At 69.7% G+C, this 26,330-nt stretch carries 18 protein-coding genes; 10 read left to right on the forward strand and 8 right to left on the reverse strand.

What is annotated here, in order from left to right; genetic code table 11:
- The 3 genes from FHT26_RS05745 to FHT26_RS05755 form a co-directional block, all read left to right on the forward strand.
- Window positions 1–2,644, forward strand: a 2,644-nt coding sequence (locus FHT26_RS05745; protein ID WP_168559179.1) for an Ig-like domain-containing protein, incomplete at its 5' end; no start/stop codon positions are given.
- Between the two features lie 3 nt (window positions 2,645–2,647).
- Complete coding sequence (locus tag FHT26_RS05750) at window positions 2,648–3,976, forward strand: efflux RND transporter periplasmic adaptor subunit (RefSeq protein ID WP_168559180.1); 1,329 nt, start codon at window positions 2,648–2,650, stop codon at window positions 3,974–3,976.
- Window positions 3,977–3,980: 4 nt separating this feature from the next.
- The gene (locus tag FHT26_RS05755) at window positions 3,981–6,110 is read left to right on the forward strand and encodes a site-2 protease family protein (RefSeq protein ID WP_168559181.1); all 2,130 of its coding nucleotides are present in this window, start codon (window positions 3,981–3,983) and stop codon (window positions 6,108–6,110) included.
- Between the two features lie 9 nt (window positions 6,111–6,119).
- Here the strand turns inward: FHT26_RS05755 and FHT26_RS05760 are convergent, their stop codons facing one another.
- On the reverse strand, window positions 6,120–7,157 hold the full coding sequence (locus tag FHT26_RS05760) for an AraC family transcriptional regulator (protein WP_168559182.1): 1,038 nt from the start codon (window positions 7,155–7,157) through the stop codon (window positions 6,120–6,122).
- Between the two features lie 92 nt (window positions 7,158–7,249).
- Between FHT26_RS05760 and FHT26_RS05765 the strand changes: the two genes are divergently transcribed.
- From FHT26_RS05765 to FHT26_RS05780, 4 genes are all read left to right on the forward strand, one after another.
- Window positions 7,250–8,323: an SDR family oxidoreductase gene (locus FHT26_RS05765; protein WP_210427257.1), complete on the forward strand. Its 1,074-nt coding sequence runs from the start codon at window positions 7,250–7,252 to the stop codon at window positions 8,321–8,323.
- Window positions 8,324–8,363: 40 nt separating this feature from the next.
- Window positions 8,364–9,029 carry a response regulator gene (locus FHT26_RS05770; RefSeq protein ID WP_056810756.1) on the forward strand — a complete coding sequence of 222 codons (666 nt, stop codon included), beginning with the start codon at window positions 8,364–8,366 and terminating at the stop codon, window positions 9,027–9,029.
- A complete protein-coding gene (locus tag FHT26_RS30460) occupies window positions 9,026–10,405 on the forward strand; it encodes an ATP-binding protein (protein ID WP_168559183.1) in 1,380 nt (459 codons plus the stop codon). Before FHT26_RS05770 ends, FHT26_RS30460 begins: the two co-directional genes overlap by 4 nt.
- 72 nt (window positions 10,406–10,477) lie before the next feature.
- A complete protein-coding gene (locus tag FHT26_RS05780; protein ID WP_168559184.1) occupies window positions 10,478–12,484 on the forward strand; it encodes a TonB-dependent receptor plug domain-containing protein in 2,007 nt (668 codons plus the stop codon).
- 59 nt (window positions 12,485–12,543) lie between these two features.
- On the opposite strand, the gene FHT26_RS05785 is transcribed toward FHT26_RS05780, so the two are convergent.
- Both FHT26_RS05785 and FHT26_RS05790 read right to left on the reverse strand, forming a co-directional pair.
- A complete protein-coding gene (locus FHT26_RS05785) occupies window positions 12,544–13,458 on the reverse strand; it encodes a hypothetical protein (RefSeq protein WP_168559185.1) in 915 nt (304 codons plus the stop codon).
- Window positions 13,459–13,569: 111 nt separating this feature from the next.
- Window positions 13,570–14,472, reverse strand: a complete 903-nt coding sequence (locus FHT26_RS05790; protein ID WP_168559186.1) for a LysR family transcriptional regulator — start codon at window positions 14,470–14,472, stop codon at window positions 13,570–13,572.
- Window positions 14,473–14,583: 111 nt separating this feature from the next.
- On the opposite strand from FHT26_RS05790, the gene FHT26_RS05795 reads away from it, so the two are divergent.
- The gene (locus tag FHT26_RS05795; protein WP_168559187.1) at window positions 14,584–15,474 is read left to right on the forward strand and encodes an MBL fold metallo-hydrolase; all 891 of its coding nucleotides are present in this window, start codon (window positions 14,584–14,586) and stop codon (window positions 15,472–15,474) included.
- A 413-nt stretch (window positions 15,475–15,887) separates the two neighbouring features.
- Here the strand turns inward: FHT26_RS05795 and FHT26_RS05800 are convergent, their stop codons facing one another.
- A complete protein-coding gene (locus tag FHT26_RS05800; protein ID WP_168559188.1) occupies window positions 15,888–16,214 on the reverse strand; it encodes an NIPSNAP family protein in 327 nt (108 codons plus the stop codon).
- Window positions 16,215–16,445: 231 nt separating this feature from the next.
- Here FHT26_RS05800 and FHT26_RS05805 point away from each other — a divergent pair, with 231 nt between their 5' ends.
- Complete coding sequence (locus FHT26_RS05805; protein ID WP_168559189.1) at window positions 16,446–18,770, forward strand: ATP-binding cassette domain-containing protein; 2,325 nt, start codon at window positions 16,446–16,448, stop codon at window positions 18,768–18,770.
- A 162-nt stretch (window positions 18,771–18,932) separates the two neighbouring features.
- Here FHT26_RS05805 and FHT26_RS05810 read toward each other — a convergent pair whose 3' ends face one another.
- The 4 genes from FHT26_RS05810 to FHT26_RS05825 form a co-directional block, all read right to left on the reverse strand.
- Window positions 18,933–21,227 carry a S41 family peptidase gene (locus FHT26_RS05810; RefSeq protein ID WP_168559190.1) on the reverse strand — a complete coding sequence of 765 codons (2,295 nt, stop codon included), beginning with the start codon at window positions 21,225–21,227 and terminating at the stop codon, window positions 18,933–18,935.
- A gap of 321 nt (window positions 21,228–21,548) precedes the next feature.
- Complete coding sequence (locus FHT26_RS05815) at window positions 21,549–23,150, reverse strand: hypothetical protein (RefSeq protein ID WP_168559191.1); 1,602 nt, start codon at window positions 23,148–23,150, stop codon at window positions 21,549–21,551.
- A 117-nt stretch (window positions 23,151–23,267) separates the two neighbouring features.
- Window positions 23,268–24,542 carry a sensor histidine kinase gene (locus FHT26_RS05820; protein ID WP_168559192.1) on the reverse strand — a complete coding sequence of 425 codons (1,275 nt, stop codon included), beginning with the start codon at window positions 24,540–24,542 and terminating at the stop codon, window positions 23,268–23,270.
- On the reverse strand, window positions 24,542–25,234 hold the full coding sequence (locus tag FHT26_RS05825) for a response regulator transcription factor (protein ID WP_168559193.1): 693 nt from the start codon (window positions 25,232–25,234) through the stop codon (window positions 24,542–24,544). The genes FHT26_RS05820 and FHT26_RS05825 overlap by 1 nt, the downstream gene beginning before the upstream one ends.
- Before the next feature lie 254 nt (window positions 25,235–25,488).
- On the opposite strand from FHT26_RS05825, the gene FHT26_RS05830 reads away from it, so the two are divergent.
- On the forward strand, window positions 25,489–26,253 hold the full coding sequence (locus FHT26_RS05830; protein WP_168559194.1) for a MipA/OmpV family protein: 765 nt from the start codon (window positions 25,489–25,491) through the stop codon (window positions 26,251–26,253).
- The last annotated feature ends 77 nt before the right edge of the window (window positions 26,254–26,330 follow it).

The raw sequence follows: 26,330 nt of genomic DNA on the forward strand, positions 1-26,330 counted from the left end.
CTATGGCGTGCAGGCGCGGGATGCCGCGGGCAACTGGTCCAACGCGGTGAACGTGACGCTCAACGTCACCGATGTCGACGACACCGCACCGGTCGTTGCCGCAAGCCAGAGCTTCAGCTATGCGGAGAACCAGACGGCCGGCGCGACGCTGGGCATCGTGTCCGCGAGCGACGCGGTGGGCGTCACCGGCTATCGCTTCGGCAGCACGGGCACGAGCACCAGCGCCGACGGCTTCTACAGCATCGACGCCAGCGGCCAGGTCAGTCTGACCTCCTCGGGCGCCGCGGCGGCCGCCAACGACTACGAGACGCTGCCGAACAGCTTCACCTATGGCGTGCAGGCGCGGGATGCCGCGGGCAACTGGTCCAACGCCGTCAACATCACGCTCAACGTCACCGACGTCAACGAGGCGCTCGGCGACAGCACGCCGCCGGTCGTCGCAGCCAACCAGTCGTTCACCTACGCGGAGAACCGGTCAGCCGGCACCGTGCTCGGCACCGTGTCGGCCACCGATGCAATGGGCATCACCGGCTATCGCTTCGGCAGCACCGGCTCGAGCACCAGCGCCGACGGCTTCTACAGCATCGACGCCAACGGCCAGGTCAGCCTGACCTCGGCCGGCGCCGCGGCTGCGGCCAACGACTACGAGACCCAGCCCAACAGCTTCACCTACGGGGTGCAGGCGGGCGATGCCGCAGGCAACTGGTCCGGCGCCGTCAACGTCACGCTCAACGTCACCGATGTCGACGACACCGCGCCGGTCCTCGCGGCGAACCAGAGCTTCAGCTACGCCGAGAACCAGCCTGCCGGCACGGTGCTCGCCACCGTGTCCGCGAACGACGCCGTCGGCGTCACCGGCTTCCGCTTCAGCGACACCGGCACGGGCATCAGCGCCGATGGCCACTACCGCATCGACAGCACCGGTCGCATCAGCCTGACGACGGCCGGCACTGCAGCCGCCGCCAACGATTTCGAGACCCTGCCCGACAGCTTCACCGAAGGCGTGCAGGCCCGCGACGCTGCCGGCAACTGGTCGTCCGCCGTCTCCATCACGCTGGCCCTCACCGACGTCAACGAGAACACGGTCGCCCCCGACCGGCTGCAAGTGGCCGAAGACACGCCCGCCCAGGGCAATGTGCTCGGCAACGACACCGGCGGACCATCCAGCGTGGTCTCGTTCGGCGCCGGCAGCAGCACCATCGCCGCCGGCGGCACGCTGGAGCTGGCCGGTGTCGGCAGCGTCACCATCGCCGCCAACGGCGACTTCGTCTTCGTGCCGCGGCCCGACTGGCACGGCAAGGTGCCGACCATCACCTACACCACCGACCATGGCCAGGCGAGCGTGCTCGAGCTCGTCGTGTCGCCGGTGAACGACGCACCGGCACTGAACCCCGATGCGCTGACCACCTTCGAGGGCGTGCCCTGGGAAGGCCGGCTGCCCGCCGGCACCGATGCCGACGGCGACACGCTGGCCTACGCCCTGGTCCAGGGCCCGCAGCACGGCACGGTCACGCTGGCCGGCGACGGCCACTACCGCTACACGCCGGATGCAGGGTATGCCGGCACCGACCGCTTCCGCGTCGAGGTCGGCGACGGCCAGGGTGGCAGCGCGCGCGCATGGGTCGACGTGACGGTCGAGCCCTCGCCCACCCTTCGCCTGCCCGCGCCATCGGACCTGGGCGTGTCGAGCACCGACCGCACGACCTCGGCCGACGCGATCACGCTGTCCGGCTCCGGCACCCCCGGCCAGGCGCTGCAGCTGTACGACCCGGCAGGCCGGCTGATCGCCAGCACCGCCGTCGACGCGAACGGCGAGTGGCACGTCGAGGGCATCGACATGCGCTCGACCCGCGGCGACACCGCCGCCGCGGCCGCCGGCGCACCCGGCGCCTACACCTTCACGCTGCGGGCGGCCCTGCCCGGCGGCACGCTGAGCGCGCCGGTCCAGTTGACGGTACAGCGCGAACTCGCCGTCGTCGCCGCACCGGCCGAACCGGTGCCCGCGCCGGCGTCCGAGCCCGCCGCCCGCGCGCCGGTGGCCGCGCCGGAGACCGCGCCGCCGCCGCAGCTGCCGCGCGCGACCTTCGATTCCGCGCTGCCGCCCGAATCGCGCCCCGACGGCCAGCTCGTCGCCGCGCGCGTGCAGGACACGGCGGCACAGAGCGCGTTCTCGCTGCCCGTGCGCGATGCCAACGTGGCCGACATCTACACGCGGCCGAGCGGCTTCCAGATCATGGTCAACCCGTCGCCGGAGCCCTCGCTGAAGCTCTTCCGCGGGCTCGACGACCAGGTGGCGAAGCTCGGCGGCACCGTCCGCCTGCAGGTGCCGGCCGACACCTTCATCCACACCAACATCCACGAGACGGTGGTGCTGCAGGCCACGCTGGCCGACGGCCGGCCGCTGCCGCGTTGGCTGCAGTTCGACGGCCGCACCGGCACGCTGAACGGCGAGGTGCCGGCGGAATGGCGCGACGACGTCGTGATCCGCGTGATGGCGCGCGACAGCCAGGGCCGCGAGGCGACCACGATGATGCGACTCAAGGTGAGCGCCGGCCAGGCCTCCGGCGCGGGCCTGAGCCGCCAGCTGATGCAGGGCCGCGGCACGCCGCTCGGTGCGGCCGGCCGCGCCACCGTCCGCGCCTGACGCATGCTGCAGGAAACCGTCACCGTCGACGCGGCCGAGGCCACGCTGCACCTGCTGCAGGCCAGCCAGCGTGCCGGCGATGCGGCACAGCGCCGCTTCGTGCTGCTCAACCGCACACGCGAAGCCTGGCCGTACCAGGCTGCCGTGCTGTGGGAACACGGCGCCGCAGCGGGGCATTCGGGCGTCGGGAAACTCGAGTCCCAGGGCCCGTACGGCCAATGGCTGTCCCGGCTGGTGCCGGCGCTGCAGGCCCGGCCCGCCGGCCCCGTCGTGCCCGGGGACATCGGTGGCGAACTCGCCGAGGAATGGTTGCACTACTGGCCGCCGCAGCTGCTGTGGCTGCCGCAGGGGCCCGCCGATGCACTGCTGGTGGTGCGCGAACTGCCGTGGTCGGTCCGCGAGGCCGACTCGTTGACGCGCTGGTGGCAGTGCTGGCGCCATGACGATGCCAACGCCACGCAGGCTGCGGCCGCCGGCGATCGCCGCCCGCTGCTGCAACGCTGGCGCGAACGCCTCGCCGGCCGGCCGCTGCGCCATGCGGCGGTGGCGCTGGTCGCGCTGCTGCTCGTGTTGTGCTGGCCGGTGAGCCTGACGCTGCGCGCGCCGGGCGAGCTGGTGCCGCGCCACCCGGTGGCGATTCGCTCGGCCATCGACGGCATGGTGCGCACGCTGAAGGTGGAGCCCAACCAGGCGGTCAAGGCCGGCCAGGTGCTCGCGGAGCTCGACGATGCCGGTTGGCAGTCGCGCCTGCAGGTGGCCCAGCATGCGCTCGCGACCGCCGAGGCCGAATGGCGCCAGGTCAACCAGCAGGTGCTCAACGACCCGCGCGTGCGTTCGCAGCTCGCAGCGGCCCAGGGGCGCTACGAGGAACGCCGCGCGGAAGCCGCCTACCTCGCGCAGCAGGTGCAGCGCACCACGCTCGTCGCTCCGCGCGACGGCGTGGTGCTGGTCCAGGATCCGGGCAGCTGGCCCGGCCGCACCGTGGCCACCGGCGAAGCGATCATGAAGCTCGCCCAACCGGAGGACCAGGAGGTCGAGGCCTGGCTCGCGGTCGGCGATGCCGTCGACCTGGCGCCGGGCGCGCCGATGACGCTGCACCTTGCGAGCCGCCCCGGCCAACCGGTCGGCGCACGCCTGCATCTGTATGCCTACGAAGCAGAGCAGCGAACCGACCTCGGGCTGGGCTACCGGCTGCGCGGCACGCTCGATGGCGCATCCGCAGAGCGCCTGGGCGCGCGCGGCACGGTGCGCATCGAGGGGCCGCGCGTGCCGCTCGCGTACTGGCTGATGCGCCGGCCGCTCGCGGCGCTGCGCGAAGCCACCGGCTGGTGACACGGTGCTGTCGCTTTCCGGCCCCGCCCTCGCCGCTGCCCGTGCCCCCTGGCCGGCACTGCGCGAAGAACTGCGCCTGCACGACGGCCCGGCCGATGCGGCGGGTCATCCCACCTGGACGCTGCAGGATCCGGTGCGCCACCGCTTCCTGCGCATCGACTGGACGACCTGGGAGGTGCTGCGCCACTGGTGGCTCGGCGACGCCCAGCTGATCGCCGACCACGTGAGCGTGCACACGACGCTCACGCTGTCGGCGCAGGACGTGGCCGAGGTGCTGGCGCTCGCGCGGCGCGAAGAGCTGGTGCATCCGCAGTCGGCCCCTTTGCCGCAGCCCGCGGTCGCGGCCTGGCGCCGCGCCTTCGACTGGCTGCTGCACAACTACCTGTTCTTCCGCATCCCGCTCGCACGGCCGGACCGCGCACTGAAGGCGCTGCTGCCGTGGCTGCGCTGGGCCGGGCAGCCGGGCTTCGCGCTGCTGTCGCTGCTGGCGCTGGCGGCGGGCCTGTTCGGCGTGCTGCAGCAGAGCGAGCGCCTGCATGCCCAGTGGCTCGACCTGATGTCGTGGCGCGGCCTGCTGCTCTACGGCCTGACGCTCTTCGCGGTGAAGCTGGCGCACGAGCTCGGCCACGCGCTGGTGGCACGCCACCACGGCTGCCGCGTGCCGACCATGGGCCTGGCCTTCATGGTGTTGTGGCCGGTGGCGTACACCGACACCACCGAGGCCTGGCAGCTGGCCGATCCGCGCGCCCGCATGCGCATCGCCGCCGCCGGCGTGCGCACCGAGCTGACGCTCGCGGCCTGGGCGACGCTCGCGTGGAGCCTGCTGCCCGACGGCAACCTGCGCACGGCCGCCTTCGTGCTGGCGACGATGACCTGGGTCAGCTCGGTGCTGATCAACCTGAGCCCCTTCATGCGCTTCGACGGCTACTTCCTGCTGTGCGATGCGCTGGACTTTCCGAACCTGCACGAGCGCTCGTTCGCCCAGGCGCGGGTGGCGCTGCGGCGCCTGCTGCTCGGCTGGGCCCGACCCTGGCCCGAAGACTTCAGCCCGCGGGCGCGGCAGGCGCTGGTGGCCTTCGCGCTGACGACCTGGGGCTGGCGCCTGGTGCTGTACCTCGGCATCGCCTGGACGGTCTACGCGTTCGGATTCAAGCTGCTCGGGATGGGCCTGTTCGCCGTCGAGGTCGGCTGGTTCATCGCGTGGCCGGGGCTGCGCGAGTTGAGGACCTGGCGCGAGGGACACGCCGAATGGCGAGGCGCCGCGCGCTGGAAGGTCTCGCTCGGGGTCCTGGTGCTGCTCGGCGGCCTGGCCTTCGTGCCCTGGCGCAGCACGGCCAGCGGCGCGGCGCTGGTGCAGCCGTCGCAGACGCTGGCAGTGCGGCTGCCGGCCGCCGCGATGCTGGACGCGATCGAGGTGTCGCCCGGTTCGCCGGTGAAGGCGGGACAGGTGCTGCTGCGTGCCAGCACGCCCGACCTGGCCCGCCAGGCCGCGGCGGCGCAGGCGCGCACCGTGCGTGCGGAACAGGAGGTCGCCGGTGCCGCGGTCGACAGCGACCAGCAGGCGCGCTGGGGATCGCTGCAGGCCGAGCTGGCCACCGCGCGCGAGCAGGCCCAGGCGGTGCGCGACGAGCAGGGCCGACTGCAGGTGACGGCGCCGTTCGACGGCATCGTGGTCGACATGCTGCCGGACCTGACCCCGGGCAGCAGCACGCCGGCGGCGACGCAGGTGCTGATGCACCTGGCGGCGCGCGGGGCCTGGAGCGCGGTGGCCTACGTCGACGAGGTCACGGCGCGCGGCCTGCGGTCCGGGCACGCCGCGCAGCTGGTGCTGGACGCCGATCCGCTGCATGCGGTGGCGGCCCATGTGCACAGCGTCGCGGCGCAGCCCAGTTCGCTGGTGCCCGAGCCGGTGCTGGTGCAGGCCCACGGCGGGTCGATCGATGCGAAGGAGGCGAACGGCGGATGGGTGCCGGCGAAGTCGCTGTACCGGGTCACGTTGACGCTGGACCAGGCGCCGCCGCTTGCGCCGCGCAGCTGGCGCGGCCATGCGGCATTCGCGGCCGAGGCGGAGAGCATCGCGCATCGGCTCTGGCGGGCGGGAAGCTCGGGCTGGGTGCGCGAAGCCGGGTTCTGAACCCGGCGCTCAGGCCCGCGCGAGCCCCCCGTCGACCGACGGCTCGATGCCTGTGGCGACGCTGCTTTCGGCGCGACCAACCTGTTGACGGACACGCCGATCGGCATGCCGCCATGCTTTCGGCGACCGTCCGTTGATGCGCTTGAAGGCGTTGCTGAAGGCGCTCTCCGATGTGTAGCCAAGCGAATGGGCGACGACTGCGACCGCGCTGCCCTCTTCGCGCAGCGCGCGTTCGGCGAGGCGCATGCGCCAGGCGGTGAGGTAGGCCAGCGGCGCCACGCCTACCGCGGTGCGAAAGCGCAGCGCGAAGCTCGTCCGCGACATGGCGCAGGCCCGGGCCAGGTCGTCGAGGTGCCAGGCGCGCGCAGGCTCGCCGTGCATCATGCGCAGCGCCGGCGCGAGGCGCGGGTCGGCCAGCCCGCGCAGCCAGCCGGCGGGCATCGGGTCGCACGCCTGCAGATGGGCACGCAGGATCTGGATGAACAGCAGCTGCGAAAGCTGCGCGGATGCGAGCTGCCCGCCCGGCATCGCGTGGGCCCGTTCCTCGACGAGCTGGTCGAGGACCCAGCGGAAGGCCCTCGCCTGCGGCGAGACCGCCCGGATGTGGATCCATGGCGGCAGCACGTCGGCCAGCAGGCGTCCACTCGCCCGGTCGAGCAGCACGTGGCCGCCGATGTGCGCGAAGTCCTCGCCGTCGCCCAGCGTCGCCGTCGTCCGGCCGGCGCGGGAGAACACGCTCATCGCATCGACCGGCGCGACATCCGGCGCACTGGCCAGCACCGTCGCACGCGGCACCGCGAGCAGCCCCACATCCCCGGTCTCGAAGCGCACCGCCGCCGGCTCGCCCTCGATGTGCACCCAGCAGCCGCCTTTCACGACCGCGAAGAACTTGATCTTGTCCGGCGCCGGGAAGCGGATGGCCCAGCTGCCGCCGGCGCTGAACCCACCGGTCACCAGCGATTCGGCGCGCGTGAGCTTGAGGATCTCGGAGAACGGGTCGGCCTGCATTTGCGCACTATCGCGCAAGTGATTCGCACGCTCAAGCATTCACAGTCCGGCACGGGCCGCCTATCGTTTCGCCCGTGCTGCCGCTGTCCGCGGTGGATGGACCCAACGATCGATCGCCGAACGACAACCCCATGAATCACATGAACGACATGAACGACGAGCTCGTCCTCGTGACCGGTGGCACCGGCTTCATCGCGCAGCACTGCATGCTCGCGCTGCTGGCGCGCGGTCACCGGGTGCGCACCACCGTGCGCTCGCCGGCGCGCGAGGCGGAGGTGCGCGCGAACCTGCGCGCCGGCGGTGCCGAGCCGGGGGATCGGCTGGGCTTCGTCGCCGCCGACCTGTCGGCCGATGCGGGCTGGGCCGAGGCGGTGGCCGGATGCCGCTACGTGCTCCACGGCGCCTCGCCGACGCCGTCCGGCAACCAGGCACGCGAAGAGGACTGGATCCGCCCCGCTGTCGACGGCAACCTGCGCGTGCTGCATGCAGCCCGTGCCGCCGGGGTGCGGCGGGTCGTGCTCACATCGGCCTTCGGCGCGATCGGCGCGGGTCACCGCGCGATGGACCGGCCGTTCGACGAAACGGACTGGACGGACCTGCGCGGCAACGTGGGGTCGTACCAGAAGTCGAAGACGCTCGCCGAACGCGCGGCCTGGGACTTCATCGCCCGCGAAGGCGGCGGGCTCGAGCTGTCGGCGGTGAACCCGGTCACCGTGCTCGGCCCTGCGCTCGGCCCCGACACCTCGCACTCGATCCAGCTGGTCAAGCGCCTGATGGACGGACAGCCGGGCTGCCCGAAGATCAACACCGGCGTCGTCGACGTGCGCGACGTGGCCGACCTGCACCTGCGCGCGATGACGAGCCCGGCCGCTGCCGGCGAGCGCTTCCTCGCGACCGCCGGCGAGAGCCTGTGGATGGTCGACATCGCGAAGCTGCTGCGGCACCGCCTGGGCAAGGCCGCGCGCAAGGTGCCCACGCGGGTGCTGCCCAACTGGCTGGTGCGCCTGCTCGTGCGCGCCAACCCGGCCATGAAGGGCATCGTGCCCTTGCTCGGCGTGAACCTGAATGCCACCGGCGAGAAGGCGCGTCGCGTGCTGGGGTGGTCGCCACGCTCCAGCGAGGAAGCGATCGTCGCGGCGGCGCAGAGCCTGGTCCGGCTCGGCCTGCTGCACGATTCGCCGGCGGCCCGCGCCGTTCGACGATGAAGACCTGGCAGCCGATCCGTCTCGCCTACCATCGCGCCCCATGCACCTGCTCCTGATCGAAGACGATGTTGACCTGGGCGCGTCGCTGCAGCAGGGACTGCGCGGCGCCGGACTGAGCAGCGAATGGCTGCGCACGGCATCCGATGCGCACCGCTTCGCGATGGCAGGCGGGCACCACTGCATCGTGCTCGACCTGGGCCTGCCGGACGGCCATGGGCTCGACCTGCTGCGCGCATGGCGCCGCGACGGCCTGGCCGTGCCGCTGATCGTCATCACCGCCAGCGACACGCTGGACGATCGCCTGGCCGGCCTGGACGAAGGCGCCGACGACTTCATCGTCAAGCCCTTCGCGGTGGTCGAGCTGATTGCGCGCGTGCGCGCGGTGACGCGGCGTGCCGCGCAGCAGGCGGCGTCGGTCTGGACCATCGGCACGCTGGCCATCGACATGCGCCAGCGTTCCTGCACGGTGGACGGCGAGCCGACGAGCCTCTCGGCGCGCGAGTTCGACGTGCTGGCGGCGTTGGCGCGCGCCGGCGGCAGCGTGGTGCCGAAGCACCGCCTGGCGCAGGCCCTGGCGCCGCTGGGCGAGCCGCTGGACTTCAACGCGATCGAGGTCCATGTTCACAACCTGCGGCGCAAGGTCGGCGCGGAGCGCGTGAAGACCGTGCGCGGCATCGGCTACCTGTTGGCCGGAGAACGGGCGTGAGTGCAGCCGCCGCGGCGCGCCCGCCGCGGCTGCAGCGGCGCGTGCTGCTGGCGATGCTGAGCGTGATCGTGCTGCTGTTCCTCGTCTTCTTCGCCATCATCCTGTGGCAAGCGCTCAAGCGCGATTCGGGCGAGCTGGACCGCACGCTGCTGCGCAACGCGCAGAGCCTGGCCCGCACGCTGGAACGCATGCCCGACGACGCCAGCGCCAGCGCCGGCGTCACCGTCTTCCTGAACCTGCGGGCCGACGCCGCGGCCAACGACCCGAGCGGCGAGCCACGGCCGCTGCTGCTGGTGTCCCGCCGCGACGGCAGCCTGCGCCTGCCGCCGGCGCGGCCCGGCGACGCCGACCCGTTGCGCCTGCCCGAGGGGCTGTCGGACACCGTGCACCAGGGTGCCACGCTGCGCAGCTACACCGCCCGCAGCCCGCACTGGACCGTGACGCTGCTCGACGACGACGTGCGGCGCACGCGCTGGGCCGCACGCGAAGCCGGCGTCGAGCTGCTGGGCTACCTGGCGCTGACGCTGCCGGTCATCCTGCTGCCGGTGTGGCTGGCGCTGCGTGCCGCACTGGCGCCGCTGCAGAGCCTGTCGGACCAGGTGGCGGTGCGCGCTCCCGCCGACATGAGCCCCATCGTGCTGCCCAAGGGCTACCGCGAGCTGCTGCCGCTGCAGGCGGCGCTGAACCGGCTCTTCGAACGCATGGCCGCCACCTTCGCGCGGGAGAAGGCCTTCGTGCACGACGCGGCGCACGAGATGCGCACCCCGCTGGCCGTCATCGGCGCCCAGGCCCATGTGCTGCAGACCAGCGAGGGCCCGGCGCGCCACGAGGCCGCACGCCGCCTGCAGGCCGCGATGGAGCGCGCCTCGCACCTGGCGCACCAGCTGCTTCGCCTGGCCCAGGCCGACGCGACGGCGCTCGCGCCACGCGAACCGGTGGACGTGATGAACCTCGCACGCGACACCCTGGCGGGCATGACCGAGCTGGCGACCGAACTCGGCAGCGAGCTGTCGCTGGGCGGCCCCGACAACGCCGTGCTCGCCACCGACCCGCGTGCGCTGCGCTCGATGCTGGGCAACCTGGTGGACAACGCGCTGCGCTACGGCGGGCGCGGCGTGCTGGTGGACGTGAGCATCGACGTGCAGCCCGCGCGCTGGCAACTGCGCGTGGTCGACGACGGCCCGGGCATTCCTGCCGCGCACCGCGAGCAGGTGTTCGAGCGCTTCTGGCGCGGCAGATCCCAGGACGAGCGCGGCGCGGGGCTGGGCCTGGCCATCGTGCGCGAAGCGGCGCGCTCGCTGGGCGGCGACGTCGATCTGCAGGTCGGCCCGGGCGGGCGCGGCTGCAGTTTCACCGTCGACCTCCCTCGAACCTAGGGGCCCGCCTTCAGGAAGCACGAAGGTGATTGCGGCGAGCATCTCGCTCCTCGTCACTGCCCCGGTTGCTTCATGCCACGCCTGCGCCCCCCACACCGCCTCGCCTTCGGCGCCATCGCCCTGGCCTGCGTCCCCGCCGCCTGGGCGCAGGACGCTGCAGCACCTGCCGAGCCGATGCGCCTGGAGACCGTCGAGATCCAGGGCAAGCGCGTGCGCAATGCCGCCGGCCAGCAGACACTGACGCGCGAGGAGCTGTCGCGCATGCCCGGCAGCAGCGGCGACCCGATGAAGGCCGCGATGGCCCTGCCCGGCGTGACCACCACCGACGACAGCAGCAGCGCCCCCGCCGTGCGAGGCGCACGGCCGCAGGACAACGCCTACTACGTCGACTTCCTGCCGGTGGGCTACCTGTTCCACCTGGGCGGCTTCGCCAGCACCTTCAGCCCCGACCTGATTCGCCGCTTCGACCTGGCCAGCGCCGCCTGGAGCCCCGAGTACGGCGACGTGGTGGGCGCGATATTTGACATCTCGCTGCGCAACCCGCGCAGCGACCGCCTCGGCGGCAAGCTCGACTTCAGCCTGCTGGGGGCCAGCGCGCTGGCCGAAGGGCCCGTCGGCGAGGGCTTGTCCTTCTTCCTCGCCGGCCGGCGCAGCTGGTTCGACCTGGCCGTCAGGACGGTGGACGACGAGAAGGAAGGCGTCAGCCTCACCGTGCCCGTGTACCACGACTCGCAGGGCCGGCTGCTGTGGGCGCTGACCCCCGGCCATCGCCTGCGCCTGGACTTCAGCACCGCAAACGACCGCATCGACTTCACGACGAAAGAAGGTTCCAGGGCGGTGCAGCGCGACCCGGCGCTGCTGGGAAACAGCAGCCTGCACCAGTCCTACAGCAGCTTCGCGCTCAGCTGGGAAGGCGACTTCGCCGAGTCCACCACCCACCAGCTCGCGCTGGGCCAGATGACGACGCGCGACGTCACGCGCATCGGCAGCGCGGGCTCCTACGACGCCGAGGTCGTCACCACCTACCTGCGCGAGCAGCTGCGCCTGGCCTGGACACCGGAACACGCCACGACGCTGGGCGGTGCGGTGAACAGCCGCCTCGTCGATCTCGAGCTGGACATCCAGGACCCGCGCTGTACCGAGTTCGACCCCAACTGCGACATCAGCTCCGCCGGCCGCGTGGTCTCGCTGCAGAAGACGCGCCAGAACCAGGCCGAGGCTTACGCCCATCACCGATGGCAGCTGTCGCCGCAGTGGACGGCCACCGGCGGCCTGCGCGCCAGCCGCGACTTCTACCTGCGACAGACCTTCACCGAACCGCGCGTGGGACTGGAGTGGACCCTGCTGCCGCGCACCATGGTGTCGGTGGGCGTGGGCCGGCACCACCAGCCGCCGCCCATCGAGCAGGCGCTGCGCGACATCGGCAACCCCCAGCTCGCCCACCTGCGCAGCACGCAGCACGTGCTGGGCGTCACGCAGGCATTCGACGCGGGCTGGTCGGTGCGTGCCGAGGTCTACCGCAAGACCTTCACCGGCTATGCCGTCGACGACCCGGCGCTGAAGTACCGCAACGGCGGCAGCGGCACGGCCAGCGGCTTCGAGCTGCTGGTGAAGAAGGACGGCAGCGAGAAGCTGACCGGCTTCTTCTCGCTCAGCGTCTCGCAGGCGAAGCGCCGCAACGACCTGACCGGCGAGAGCTTCCGCTTCGACTACGACCAACCCGTCATCGCCACGCTGGTGGTCCAGTACAGGCAGTCGGACGCCTGGACCTGGGGCGCCAGGTGGAGCTACCACACCGGCTCGCCGTACACGCCGGTGGTGGGCACGGGCGTGTACCCCGACGGGCGCACGAAGCCGGTCTACGGCGCCATCAATTCGCTGCGCGTGCCGGCCTACCACCGGCTGGACCTGCGGCTGGACCGCAAGGTGTCGCCCCGCCTCACGCACTACGTCGAGCTGATCAACGCCTACAACCGAAAGAACGTCTCGGGCTACAGCTACAGCCCCGACTACACGACCCGCGAAGACGCCTACCAGTTGCCGGTGCTGGTCTCTTTCGGGATCGAGTACGCGTTCTAGCTGTGGCGCCTCGCGCGGGGGTCGAAAGGCCGTCGTCGACAGCTACCTCGCGGTCGACTTCAGCCTGGCTCGGTCGCCGGCACGGCGATGCCCAGGGCCAACGCCGTGCTCAGGAACCACAGGATCTCGAAGGCCGAGAGCCGGCCCGCCGCGGCCGCTTCGCCGACGCTCATGGCGCGCTGCGTCCACGCGGCCACCAGCCGCGGCGTGCTCGGGCGCGCGAGGGCCGCAGGCTCGGGCTGGCGTGTGAGCTGGTAGCGGCCATTGATGGTGCGGGGCGAGACGCCTTGGTCGATGAGCACGTGCGTCAGGCCCCACAGCAGGGTCGACAGTCGCAAGGTGTGGGTCGCACCCGGCCACGACACGGCGTCGGGCGCGCGTTGCGGGTCGGCCAGGTGCAAGGGCCGCACGAGCAGCTCGGCCTGCGGCAATGAGCTCGCGATGTCGCCGGTGCGGAAGTCGACCACCAGGCCGTGCCCGTCCCCCACGCCGAACAGCGTTCGCCGGCGCTCGCCGGCGAGCAGTGCCCCGACCAGCAGGTCCCGCAATGCGTGCAGCGCCATGCGGGCATGCTCGCGCTGCACGGCGCCGCGCGCCAACTCGTACAACGCCGCGGCGGCTTCGAGCACATCGGTCATCTCGCCGACCCGCAGCGGCGAGGCCACCGACAGGCCGCGCGGCGACTCGGCCGGCGCCGCGCCGCGTGGCGTGAGCCGAACCAGCACCCGCGGTGGCGAGACGTACTGCGACCAGTCGTGCGGCACGAACAGCGTGGTGCAGGCGGTGGCATCTTCCACCCAGCGCAGGCGCAGGCCGGCCTGGCCGTCGAGCATGCGCGTCATCGAGACCAGCACGGCACGATCGCGCACATCGAGGCCCAGTGCGGCGATGTCGAGCGCACGCCCCGGCGGCGAGGCGCTCGCAGAGGTGGGACCGGCCGCAGTGGAGCCGGGGTGTTCGGACTGTTCTGGCATCGGGCGGGTCGCGTGCTCGCAGAGTGCACCGACGACCCAGTCTAGCGACTCGCCTGGTGTTCTGCGCTCAAGACCGTCGAAGTCGGCCCCAGGCATCGACGGCACGCCGCATCACCTGTCCCAAGGCGGCGTCTCGCCGCCGAATTGTTCGACGAGAAAGTCGACGAGCAGTCGCAGGGCCAAGGGCTGATGCTGGCGCGACAGGAAGATCGCGTGGATGCCCAGCGTCTCCGGTTCGAGTGCCGGCAGCACACGAACCAGCCGACGGCGCTTCAAGTCGTCGCCGACCAGGTAGGTCGGCAGAATGCCGATGCCCCCGCCGTCGAGCACCGCACGGCGCAGGACGCCGGTGTCGTTCGTCGACAGCCGGTCTGCGACCGGCAGCTCCACGAGTTGCTTGCGCTGCCGGAAGCGGAACTGCGCGGCCCCGACGATCGCATGCGTCAAGCACTGGTGCGATTGCAGCGCCTGCGCCGTCTGGGGCTCGCCGTGGAGTCGCAGATACGCGGGCGCGGCGCAGAGGACCGAGCGGCACAGCGCCAGGGGCCGCGCGATCATCGTGGGGTCGAGCGAGTTGGTGATGCGCACGGCGAGATCGATGCGTTCGGCGGCCAGGTCGACGCTGCTGTCCGCAACCACCAGCGAGATGACCACCTGCGGATGCTTCTGCTGGAACCGGACCAGCGCCGGGGCCAGCTGCGCCTCGGCGAACGATGGGGAACTGGTGATCCGCAGCCTGCCCGACGGCACGCGGCCGATCTCGCCGGCCTGGTGCTTGACGTCTTCTGCGAGGTCGAGGAGTTGGCGGCACCCGGGCAACGCCACCTGCCCTGCCTCGGTCAGGCTGATGCGCCGCGTGGTGCGATGCAGCAGTCGCGCGCCGAGCCAGGTCTCGAGGGCGGCGAGGTAGCGGCTGACCATCGCGGTCGACATGTCGAGGCGCTCGGCGGCCTGGGTCAGGCTGCCGTGCTCGACGACGGTGACGAAGACGCGGGTGGCGGCGAGACGGTCCATGCGGATCTGGATTCAAACGAAACATGCAACGGTCATTCTATCGACGCACTGTTTATCAATTGAAGTGCAGCAAATAGAGTCATCTCCATCCCATCGACCCTGGAGATCCGAATGCTCACCCGCTTCCACTACGCCCGCCTGCTTCCGCTGTTCGCGCTCGGCGTCGTCGCCGCCGACGGCGCCGGCGCGCAGACCGCCGCCGCACCGCTGACCGTCAAGGTCTACAACGCCGAGGCCAGCAGCTTCCACGTCAACGCCGTCGTCGTCAGCGGCCCCAGCGAGGCGATGGTCATCGACAGCGGGTTCACCCGCGCCGACGCGTTGCGCGTCGCCGCCAACGTGCTGGACAGCGGCAAGACGCTGAAGACGATCTTCATCAGCAACGCCGATCCGGACTTCTACTTCGGCGCCGAGACGCTGAAGGGGATCTTTCCGCAGGCGCAGGTGCTGAGCACGCCGGCGGTGCGCGAGAAGATCCAGGCCAAGCTGGCAGGCAAGCTCGCGTTCTGGGGCCCGAAGATGGGCGCCAACGCGCCGACGCAGCCCATCGTGCCCGAGGCGATCGCCGGCACCACGCTGAGCGTGGACGGCCAGGCCATCGAGGTGCGCGGCACCACGGGCGAGCTGGCGCACCGTCCGTACGTGTGGATCCCGTCGATCAAGGCCATCGCCGGCAACATCGGCGTGTTCGGCAACCTGCACGTGTGGACCGCGGACACGCAGAAGGCCAGCGAACGCCAGGCGTGGCTCGCGCAGCTCGACGAGATGCAGGCGCTTCAGCCGACCCTCGTCGTGCCCGGTCACATGGCCGCCGGTACGAAGCTGGACGCGAGCGCGATCACCTATACCCGCGACTACCTGAAGCGCTTCGAGGCCGAGCTGCCGAAGGCGGCGAACGCGGCCGAGCTGATCGCGACGATGCAGAAGTCGTATCCGAAAGCCGGCCTCGGGATGGCGCTGGACATCGGCGCGAAGGTCAACAAGGGCGAGATGAAATGGTGATCGTGCAGAAGTACGGCATCGGCTTCCCGTCGAGGCGGACAAGTACGCAGTGGCGACCGGCACCTCGGGCGCCTTCGTGCCGGCGGATTCGTCGACGATCCGCTTCGTGCTGCCGACGAACGATCCGTTCCTGACCTGGGCGCAGACCGGCGCGATCTTCAAGGCCGGCGGGCTTCAAGCCGCTGGACCAGTACAACACCAGCCCGCAGGACTTCCGGGCGTTCATGCGCGACCGTGCCCGGGTCGAGCGGCTCGAGGGCCTGTTCTAGGGCTTCATCGGCCCCGTGCAGGGCATCTCCCCCTGAAGGACCGAATCGCCATGACCAAGACTCGCAAGCTCACGCTGTCCCTGTGGATGGCGCTCGGCGCCGCAACGGTACCGAGCGCAGGCACCTTCCCACGCGCGCGACGCATCATTTGAGCGGCGAGAACGAAGTCGGCGCCAGGAAGGAGTTGTCCATCCTGGCGACGATCGGCCCTGAACTCTCGCTGGCCTGCCGCACCTGGATCCATTCCGGGTCCGTCACGAACTGGCCCCACTTCGTCTCCCGATCGGCCATGCTGTCCCACACCAGCATGTAGGTGAGCACATTGCTGTCGGGTCCGACCGCCGTGGTCCAGTACCCGAGCTGGCGGATGCCGTGCCGATTCCAGATGTCCACCGTGTGGTCGCGAAAGCGGGCCAGGACGTCGGGCAGGCGTCCCGGCATGGCGGTATAGATGCGAAGTTCGTAGATCATCGGAGTGGTTGCATGGTTCGAAGTGAAAGGCCGGCACCTGCTGCGGCCCACCACCGGCGCAGGCCGGATCAACGTGGGCGAGTGGCTCTGCATCGTACTGCCCGATCGTCATCGTCGAACGTCCGTCGGCCGCGAGCGGAGGTTCGCCGGCTTTCAGCAATGCAGTCGGTGGCCACGCTTGCGCCGCACCGGAGCGCAGCGTGACGGGCACATGGATTGCCGCTGACGCCCATGCAGCCGACCACTCCTTCCGCGCCGCCCCCACCATCGCTCCCGACGGATGTCATCCGCATCGTCGGTGCCCGAGAGAACAACCTGCGCAACGTCGATGTCGACATCCCGAAGAAGCGCATCACCGTGTTCACAGGGGTGTCGGGCTCGGGCAAGTCTTCTCTCGTCTTCGACACCATCGCCGCCGAATCGCAGCGGCAACTGAACGACACCTTTTCCACCTTCGTGAGGCACCGCCTGCCGCATCATGCCCAGCCCGATGCCGACTCGCTCGAGAACCTCTGCGCGGCCATCGTCGTCGATCAGCGCCGCCTGGGTGGCAATGCGCGTTCCACGGTCGGCACGGCCACCGACATCCTCGCGCTGATCCGCCTGTTGTTCTCGCGTGTGGGGCAACCCTTCGTCGGCTACTCCAACATCTTCTCGTTCAATCATCCCGATGGCATGTGCCCGCGATGCGAAGGGCTGGGCAAGGTCGACACCATCGACCTCGACCGGCTGTTCGACCGGCAACGGTCGCTCAACCAGGGTGCCATCCGCTTCAGCGCGTTCGCGGTCGGCGGCTACCGCTGGAAGCGCTACGTGGAAAGCGGCCTTTTCGACGCCGACAAGCCGCTGAAGGACTACACCGAAGAAGAATGGGAAACGCTGCTCCACGCGCAGGACGTGCCCATCACGAACCCCGGGCCGGGCTGGCCGCGTTCGAGCCGCTACGAGGGCGTGCTGCCGCGCATTCGGCGCAACTTCCTGAGCCGCAACATCGACGAGATCAAAGGGCTGGACCGTGCCGAGTGGGATCGACTGGTGACGGCCGGACCCTGCCCGCAGTGCCAGGGGCAGCGCCTCAACGAGAAGGTCCTGAGCTGCCGCATCGATGGCAGGAACATTGCCGACTGGTGCGCGCTCGAGGTGGACGAACTGCTGACGGTCATCGGCCAGGTCGATGCGCCGCTGGCCGCCACCATGGTGCCGGCGCTTGCCTGCAGGGTGCAGCACCTCGTCGACATCGGGCTGGGCTATCTGAATCTCGGCCGCGAGACGACGAGCCTGTCGGGCGGGGAATCCCAGCGCGTGAAGATGGTTCGCCACCTGGGCAGCAGCCTCAGCGACATGAGCTACATCTTCGATGAGCCCAGCGTGGGCTTGCATCCACGCGATGTAGCGCGCCTGGCCGAACTGCTGCGCCATCTTCGCGACAAGGGCAACACCGTGCTGGTGGTGGAACATGACCCCGACATCATCGTCGCGGCGGATCACGTCATCGACATCGGCCCGGGGGCAGGAGACGCAGGCGGCAGCGTGGTCTTCGAGGGCAGCGTCGGGGCCCTGCGGCGGGCCGACACGCCGACGGGGCGCTGCCTGTCCCGCCCGGCACGCATCAACACCACGCCACGCAGCCCTTCGGTATGGTTGCCGATCGCGCAGGCGAACCTGCACAACCTGAAAGACGTGAGTGTCTCGATCCCGAGTGGCGTGATGACGGTCGTGACAGGCGTGGCCGGTTCGGGCAAGAGCAGCCTGGTCAACGGTGTCTTCGTTCGCGCGCATCCCGAGGTCGTGTGCATCGACCAAGGGTCGATCGGTGGCTCGCGCCGCTCGAACATTGCCACCTGCATGGGCATCCTCGACCCCATCCGGCGGCTGTTCGCCCAGGCCAATGCCGCCAGTGCCTCGCTGTTCAGCGCCAACTCGGGAGGCGCATGCCCCGTGTGCAAGGGGCTCGGCACCACGGAGACGGACCTCGCGTTCATGGAGCCGATCGTCAGCACGTGCGAGCAATGTCGGGGACGCCGGTTCACCGACGAAGTCCTGCGGTACCGGATGCGCGGCAAGAACATCGGCGAGGTCCTGGCGATGCGCGTCGCCGAAGCGAAGGCCTTCTTCGGTGAACCTGAGATAGAGCCTGCGCTGACCCGGCTCGATGAGGTCGGGCTGGCTTACCTGTCCCTCGGACAGCCCCTGTCCAGCCTGTCCGGTGGGGAACGACAACGCTTGAAGCTGGCCACGGAGCTGGGTCGGTCAGGCCGGATCTACGTGTTCGACGAGCCCACCTCGGGCTTGCATCTCTCCGACATCGACCGCCTGCTTGGATTGCTCGACCGACTCATTGAACGTGGCGCCACGGTCGTCGTGATCGAGCACCAGCTCGACGTGATCGCCCGGGCGGACTGGCTGATCGACATGGGGCCGGAAGCAGGCCGACGGGGTGGACGCGTGGTGTTCGAGGGAACGGTGGCCGACATGGCGGCCACGGGCTGCGGCTACACGGCCGAGCACCTGCGGCGGTACGCGCTGACCTCCCCCGCACGACCTGGCCCCACATGACGTGATCGGCATCGGCCGAATCGCGGACATGGCCGGCATCGCGGCAGTCCGGCCGCAGCAGGTGGACCTGCTGCGCGCATGTCTGATGGCGTTGAAGCAGGGGCGTAGTTGCAGGATTGACGCGAGCATCTGCTCATCCCAGCCAAATGACTGACCCTGCCCTCAGTTCTGCCGTGCAGCAGAGAGCAACTGTTGCGCCGCTTCCAATGGCTCGTCTCGCCCGCTTCGGACGCCATCGATCGTCTGATGCACGACGACGTGCGGCCGGATGCCGACACGCTGCAGCCGCGTGCCATCGGCGTGCCGGACATCCATCGTCGTCATCGTCACGTTGACGCCGCCGGGCAGCACGTCCACCGCAATCTCGCCGTTGGTTCCGGTGGTGGGCTCGCCGACCACCGTGATGGGGGCGGCCGCCTCCAGAACCAGGACGGCGTGCTCGGTGGCGCTCTGCCCTTCGATGCTGGTCAGCACCACGATGCGCCCGGCATAGGGTGGATGCGTGGCATCGAACCCGACGGGAACGACCTCGGTGCGGTCCTGTCCGGATCCGGACGCGGCGGCCAGGCGCTGGCTGAAGACCGGGCCCTGCGCGCCCCTGATGCGATTCAACCGCCGCGCAACAGCCTGCACGCTGCCTTTCGGATAACCGCGCAGGTCGAGAATCAAGGCTCGGCAGGTCTCCAGCGCCTCGAACATCGCGTCCACCCGGTCGGGCAACAGGTTGACCAGGTCGACGTAACCCACGTCGCCCGGCAGGCGTCGATAGCTCGGTCCCAAGACAGCCTCGTCCTGGTGAGAGCTCGATCCTGAACGATCGAGCTTGACCGAACGCACGCCGCCCGAGGGCCCGATCACGGACAGTTCCACGACACTGCCTGTCGGACCTCTCAACAAGCTTCGCAACACGTCGCGTTCACGGGCCGCCTCGGTCGAGCCCCCGATCAACAGGAGACGACGGTCGATGGCGACCTGCAGCGGCACGCCGTCGATCGCGAGCACCTCGTCGCCGACCTCCAGCGCTCCGCTGCGGGGCATGAGGCCGGCCGCCCTCGCGACGACGAGATACCGGCCCTCGACACGCTTCAGCCGGATCGGAACGGTGCCGCGGCCGAAATGGTCGGAGGCCATCGCGCCGGTCAACTGGGCATGCGTGTCCGCCAGAGCCACGGTGAAGACTGCCAGGGCCTCGATGTAGCGGCCGGGCGTCTCGGCCGCCGCCATCGCGTTGAAGACCTTCACCAGGGCCTCGGCCGAAACAGCCGCCGGGATGCGTTGGTCCGTGGGAATCACGGCATCGGCCGTGGACCAGTATCTGATCGCCGCGACCCGGCGCCATTGCAGGTCGGGCAGGCCCCTCTCCACGCGAGGGTCCACGCGGCGGGCGCGCACGGCGGCAGGCACGCGCTGGTAGACCGGAGGGACGCTGCCGCCAGCGCCGGTCGCCAGGCTGGCGACAGCCACGCCCACGGAGGGCGCTGTCGCCACGGAGCGGCGGTCGTCCGGAATGCTGCCGTCGACGGCCGCCAGCCGGGTGCCATCGTCGAAGACGTAGTCGCCCACGCTGAATTGAACGCCCAGGCCTGCATCCAGCGCCACCTTCTCCACCCGACCGGCCCGAGGCATGGCAGCCCCCACGCTGAACACCTTGGCCGCTCCATGCTTCTGCAGCGACAACGCCACCGCAGGCAGCTGCGTGTCGGCGTCGACAAGCATCGCCATCGGGATACGCCGGGCCGCCGCGGCCGGGTGGAGCACGCGGCTGTTCTGCACGAACACACCCGAACGTCGCCCGCCCACGAATGTGTCAGGGTCGAATCGGAAGTCGGAACGAACGAGGCTGCGCTCGCCGGGCAGCCAGAGGTCCGTCTCGATGAAATGAGCCAGCACGGATTCCAGCGCGTTCTCGTCGAAGAAGTCGTGCTGGTTCACCGGGCGCAGATCGATCACCATGGCCTTCGCGCGAGCGGCGAGGGAGGCAACCGCGCGTTCCAGCCGCGCATCGAAGGAGTTCCCCGCACGCGAGTAGCTCATGCCCTGGTGAAGGTGCAGCAATGCTACGTCTCCCGGCATCCACTCGACCAGTTCGTCCAGCCCGAGGACCGGCTTCACGAACAACCGGGAACCCGCGGACGTGACCCGGTAGAAAGGATCGCGCAACGGCAGCATCATCCGGTCGACGGCCACCCGCAATTCGCGATCGTTGCCGGCTGCGCACACCGCCGGCAGCGCTTCGGCCAGAGACCTGTCCCAGTCGACATCGGACGCAGGCAGATTCAGGTGCTGCCAGCGAACGGCGCTCCACAGCCTGGCAATGCCGACGATCCGCTGCGCAGCGCATTCCTCACCGGCGTGGGCTCCGACGCCGAGGGTCGCGAGGACGACGCCGACCAGGACGCGACTCGACAAGCGAAGCTTGAACCCTGCGAAGCAGGATGCGTGCGCGATCGCCATCATCGGTGGCACGGAGCAGCACTTGAAGCAGGACCGGCCGCCTCCCGACCAGCGTTCTCGCATAGAGCGTTCGCTTTGTGAGGGACCATGACGATTCGCTTCGAACTTCCCATTGCGCCCATTGGCGCCCTCCGATTTCAATGAAGTCAATTGCGGACAGCTCAGCTTCATTCTGCCTGGTCGAGCTTGCCGTGATTGATCGGTGCGGACACATGTCGACGCTCGAGCAGCCCGAGGCTGTCGCAGCGGCCTTCGCGCGCTGGACGGCCCGTGTCGACGCGAACATGTTGCCGAAGACAAGTCTTTGCACGCCGCCCCTGGCACTCAGCGCGGCGCAATCGGCTGCCGAGACATCATCACGTCGGCAATGACCTGGCCGGTGGCGCCCCGACGCGTGTAGCGCAGTCGGCCACGGCATCCACCTTCTCCGGTCAGTTCCTGATACGTGCTCAATGTGAACTCGGGCGAGCAGACGAGCTGCCATGAGATGCCAAGGTCTTCGGGCAGGTAGATGTCGTGCTCCACGAACAGGTCGTGCACGCGATGCCCGCCAACGCTGTCGCGTACCGGCAGCGTGCCCGTCGGCCACAGCCGCGCGTGCGTGCGGCTGACGGCTTGCGCGAGATGGCGCGTGCCAAGGCGTGCCGGCAGGCTCGCGGCGCGTCCCGCCGCGTAGGCCTCGTCCGTCGTTCCGGGCGCGCCGGATGCGTGCTCGGCCGTGGCGGTGCCGGCCACCGCCTCCGTGCTCGCCATCCCGTGCTTCGGCACGGCAGTGCAGACGTTGCGCGTCGCATGCCGCTCGACCGTCACATGATCGGTGTCATGCTGAACCGGGAAAACCGGCCGCGTTCCGACGTGCGAGCCGGGCAGCATGCCGAGATACAGCAGCGACTTGTCGACGATCATCGACAGCGACAGGTTCACGAAACGCAGGCAGTCCGGGCAATCCGGCTTCGCCGCACGGGCCGGACAGTTGTCATCAAAGAAGTTGCGTTGGAAATCGGGATGCGGCACGCCCCGCGTGATGCGCACGTTCGAAAAGCGCGCGACGACCGCGAAGCCGGCGCCAGTGCGGTGCCGGATCTCGACGTCCGCATGGGTGCTCGACTGCGCGACCACCGACAGCTGGACGCAATCGCTCAGGCCGTCGCCGACATCGCCCCATGCCTGCTCCACCTGGTCGCGCGCCGGCTGATAGGCGCGTGGCTCCAACGTACAGAGTTCCTTGCGCGGCGGCGGCAAGCTCGCGAAGCCGTACCCTTGCGCGTTCACCGTCAGGCTGTAGTACGCGTCAATCGGCTGATGGCAGACAACGTAGGCTTCATTGTCCTGCGGACCGAATCGTTCGATGCCCGCTGTCTCGATGGCGTCGAGGTCGGCGGCCGAGAAGGTATGGCGCGCCATGATCACCGAGTTGAAGCACGGCACGTCGACGTCTTGGTCGTGCGGTGCGAAGAGGCCGTAAAGCAGGCCGGCGATTGCCCCCGCAGGTCCTCCGGTGAATCCGATCGCGGCGCCGAGCACGCCATAGCCGAGACGGTCCAAGGTCTCGGCCGGCACCGAAACGGTCTCGGTCCACACGCGAGGCAGCATGATCACGATCACCTCGAGCGTCTGCCCCGGACCGACGGCAACCGGCCCCACCGAGAAATTCGACAGGCCCATCACCGACTTGTTCGTGGTGGGAATCGCCACCGCAAGACCTTCGGCGTAGCGGCCAGCGTCGCCATGCGGAAACGCGTCGTAGCCGGGACGGTTCGCATCCGGCGGCAGGCTGCCGACCTCGTCGATCCACAGCGGGTGCTCGCCGGCCGTGTCGTCTTGGTTGAGCAGCGTGGCCCGAAGGTACAGCCAGACGGGCTTCTCGGGGGCGAGGCCGTCGACCAACTCGACGTTCTCGAAACCGACGGTATACGACTTCGACATGGCAGGCTCCCAGGCGAATTGCAATCGGCCCAGAGACGACAACGACGCCACGTCGCATCAGGCGATCGGTGGGCGGCGATCGCGCCCGATGAGTTTCAGGCGAGCGTCGTGCCATCGTCAATGACGATTCGTGGGGGGCATTCTTGCCATCGGCTTCGGGCGGGCCTCGGGAACCCGCAACCGGGCCACCGCGAGGTGCTTTCCCACCGTCAGCTCGAAGGTCCAGCCAAACCGCTCGCAGATCCGATGCGCGATCTGGGTCCCGAGCCCGAAGCCTGCTGTCGATGGCGTGTCGGGAAGCCCGTTCCGCACGTCGATGCCGTGCTCGTCGACGACCACTTCGATGCGATCCGGGCCACCGTGGAAGACGGCGTTCTTCAGCATGTTGGCCACGAGCACGTGGACCGTCGTCGCAGGGGCCGACAGCAACAGCGGATGCCGCTCCACGACCGAGAACACGTGGCTCGGGCTCTCGCCCATCAGATGGCGGATCAGCGCTCTGACCCACGCTTCATCGATCGACACCGCGTCCGACACCGGCCGCACCGTGTCGCCGGACAGTTGCAGGAACGTGTCGACCAGCGCGTTCATGTCACGCAGCCCCCGGCGAGCGCGCTCGATGGCCGGCCCCTGCTCCGGCCTGCCGTGCGCCTCGATGCGCTCGAGAGCCGCCTGCATGATCGCCGCCGGCGTGCGCAGCTCGTGGCTCGCGAAGCGGGTGAAACTGCGCTCCCGGTCCAGGACGTCCGTGGTCCTCTGCAGTGCGCTGTTGATCTGGGCGACGAGGGCCTCGATCTCGACGGGGGAATGGGCCGGCAGCGCGAGCTTCTCGAGGCTGCGGGGATCGCGTGCCGAGACCAGGCGCCCGACCTCCCGCATCGGCGCGGTGACGCGTCCGGTGATCCTCTTGCACAGCCACAGCAGCAGCAGGCCGAACGGAACGACGCCCGTCAGGTACCAGATGAAGACCTGGGATTCGATGGTCTCGGTCGGCTTGACCTCGGCATGGGACTCGACAACGTAGAAGGCGCGGCCGGTCGCATGGGACTGCGCCAGGACGTAGTAATCCAGGTCCTGGTCGCCGAGCTCGACGATGCCGCGCTTGTCCGGCGACAACATCCGCTGCAGCTCGGGTGGGAGCTGGTCATGGCGGGGGTAGATGACGGTGACAGGATCGATCCCGAGCGGCCCCTCCAACGTTGCCTGCCTGGCCCAGTGGTCACCGATGTGCTGCAGGCGGCGCTCGGTCTGGAAGTCCGAGCCCAGGTGCAGCGCCCCCTTCACGAGAAACGCGTTTACCGCAAACGTCAGCACGAGGATCGACAGCAGCAGATGCCACATCCTCGCGAACAGCGTCTGCGGCCGCCCGCGGGTGGAGACGAAGATGGCCATCAGGACTCCAGGCAATAGCCTTGTTTGCCTCGCGTCTGGATGACGGCGCGGCCTCCTGCGTTGTGGATCAGACGGCGAAGCTGGTAGAGATGCGTGCGCAATGCATCGCTGGCAGGCCGGTCGTCATCGCCCCACAAGGCGCTTTCGAGCTCATCGCGCGAGACGACGCGTGGCGCGTGTCGCATCAGGGTGTGAAGCAGGCGACCCTGGAGCGGCGTCAGCGTGCAGGTCTCGCCCGACGAGATCAGCAGCCTCCAGTGCTTGGTGTCCAGGGTGAGGCCGGCGCCCTGGACGACGCCGGCACTGTTCGGGACGGTCAGGAACCGCCGGATCGCGGCCCGGACGCGGGCGACCAGCACCCTGGATTCGAAGGGTTTGACGATGTAGTCGTCGGCTCCCCGGTCGAGCCCCTCGACAACCTGGTCCGGGGCGCCCTGGGCGGTGAGCATCAGGATGGGTGAACGAAAACCATCGTTGCGCAGTCGCGTGCAGACGTCGAATCCGCTGATGCGCGGGAGACCGACATCGAGCAGCACCGCATCGAATGGAGGCGACGTGCTTTCCACCAGCCGCAGCGCCTGGGCACCATCGCTTGCATGGTCCGGATCGAAGCCGGACTCTTCCAGCGTCTCCAGGATCGAGGCCGCCAGGTCTCGGTTGTCTTCGACGAGCAAAACACGTTCGCGATGCATCACGGGCCTCATGGATGGACGTCGCGTGCGGATTCGCTGCGCAGCCGGGAAACGTCACTTCTTTTCATTCTGGCCGTTCTCACCTCATTCACTCAAGCCGCCCACTGAAAGGGGGCTCGGGACGCCTGGCCAATATCACGGTTGCTTCACGCATCGGGTGCCCCAATGCACTCACCGACCGGATGCCGCTCGGCCACGTCCGGCAGACAAGCGCCAGATGGCGCACCGCTTCAACCCCCCACCCCTGGAGTTCCATGATTTCCAACGTTCGTCCCGTCGTCAGAGCCGGTGCCCTGGCCCTGGGCATCCTCACGCTGTTCTCCGCCCAGGCCGATGAGGACCGGCAGGGCTCGCAATGGGGCCTCGGCCTCGTGACCCTGTACGACCGCAAGCCTTATCGAAGTTTCGACAACAAGGCGAAGGCTCTGCCCTTCGTCTTCTACGACAGCCGCTGGGTCAGCCTGGTCGGACCGACCCTCGATCTGAAGCTGCTGTCGACCGACTCGCTGTCGTTCAGCGCGAGGCTGCACTATGCCGGGGACGGATACGAGCCCGACGACTCCCCCGACCTGGCCGGCATGGCCGAACGCAAGGCGAGCTTCTGGGTCGGCGGCGCGAGCAGTTGGAAGACCGACCTTGCAACACTGTCCGTCGAACTGCTGGGAGACGCCTCGCGCAAAAGCAAGGGCAAACGCGCCAGCCTGGGCATCGAACGCGAGTTCAAGGCCGGCGACTTCGACTTCACGCCGCGCCTCGCACTCCACCGCTTCGATGGAAAGTACGTCAACTACTACTACGGCGTGAGCGCGGATGAATCCACCTCGACGCGCCGGTATTACCTGGGCAAGGCCACGACGAACGTTGAAGCCGGGGTGAGGATCGGCTATTCGCTCGCGCCACGCCACAAGCTGTCGCTCGACCTGAGCACGATCCGCTTGGGCTCCAGCATCAAGGAAAGCCCCCTGGTGGAGCGCTCCAGGCAAGACGGCGTCCGATTCGGCTACCTGTATCTCTTCTGAGCGATGCAGGCCACAAGCCCTTCAGGTCGCCTGTCGAAGGCGATGGCAAGCGCTGCCACGGGTGCCCGATGGCTGCC

The organism is Rhizobacter sp. SG703 (assembly GCF_012275445.1).
GTDB lineage: Bacteria > Pseudomonadota > Gammaproteobacteria > Burkholderiales > Burkholderiaceae_C > Rhizobacter.

What these genes read in the sequence shown, in the direction of transcription:
- FHT26_RS05780 (WP_168559184.1), top strand. Translation starts at nt 10,478, where the DNA reads ATGCCACGCCTGCGCCCCCCACACCGCCTCGCCTTCGGCGCCATCGCC.
- FHT26_RS05825 (WP_168559193.1), bottom strand. Translation starts at nt 25,234, where the DNA reads ATGCATCGCGAACGTGTTTTGCTCGTCGAAGACAACCGAGACCTGGCG.
- FHT26_RS05815 (WP_168559191.1), bottom strand. Translation starts at nt 23,150, where the DNA reads ATGTCGAAGTCGTATACCGTCGGTTTCGAGAACGTCGAGTTGGTCGAC.
- FHT26_RS05830 (WP_168559194.1), top strand. Translation starts at nt 25,489, where the DNA reads ATGATTTCCAACGTTCGTCCCGTCGTCAGAGCCGGTGCCCTGGCCCTG.
- FHT26_RS05785 (WP_168559185.1), bottom strand. Translation starts at nt 13,458, where the DNA reads ATGCCAGAACAGTCCGAACACCCCGGCTCCACTGCGGCCGGTCCCACC.
- FHT26_RS05805 (WP_168559189.1), top strand. Translation starts at nt 16,446, where the DNA reads ATGCAGCCGACCACTCCTTCCGCGCCGCCCCCACCATCGCTCCCGACG.
- FHT26_RS05750 (WP_168559180.1), top strand. Translation starts at nt 2,648, where the DNA reads ATGCTGCAGGAAACCGTCACCGTCGACGCGGCCGAGGCCACGCTGCAC.
- FHT26_RS05790 (WP_168559186.1), bottom strand. Translation starts at nt 14,472, where the DNA reads ATGGACCGTCTCGCCGCCACCCGCGTCTTCGTCACCGTCGTCGAGCAC.
- FHT26_RS05800 (WP_168559188.1), bottom strand. Translation starts at nt 16,214, where the DNA reads ATGATCTACGAACTTCGCATCTATACCGCCATGCCGGGACGCCTGCCC.
- FHT26_RS05820 (WP_168559192.1), bottom strand. Translation starts at nt 24,542, where the DNA reads ATGGCCATCTTCGTCTCCACCCGCGGGCGGCCGCAGACGCTGTTCGCG.
- FHT26_RS05760 (WP_168559182.1), bottom strand. Translation starts at nt 7,157, where the DNA reads ATGCTTGAGCGTGCGAATCACTTGCGCGATAGTGCGCAAATGCAGGCC.
- FHT26_RS05795 (WP_168559187.1), top strand. Translation starts at nt 14,584, where the DNA reads ATGCTCACCCGCTTCCACTACGCCCGCCTGCTTCCGCTGTTCGCGCTC.
- FHT26_RS05810 (WP_168559190.1), bottom strand. Translation starts at nt 21,227, where the DNA reads ATGATGGCGATCGCGCACGCATCCTGCTTCGCAGGGTTCAAGCTTCGC.
- FHT26_RS05765 (WP_210427257.1), top strand. Translation starts at nt 7,250, where the DNA reads ATGAATCACATGAACGACATGAACGACGAGCTCGTCCTCGTGACCGGT.
- FHT26_RS05770 (WP_056810756.1), top strand. Translation starts at nt 8,364, where the DNA reads ATGCACCTGCTCCTGATCGAAGACGATGTTGACCTGGGCGCGTCGCTG.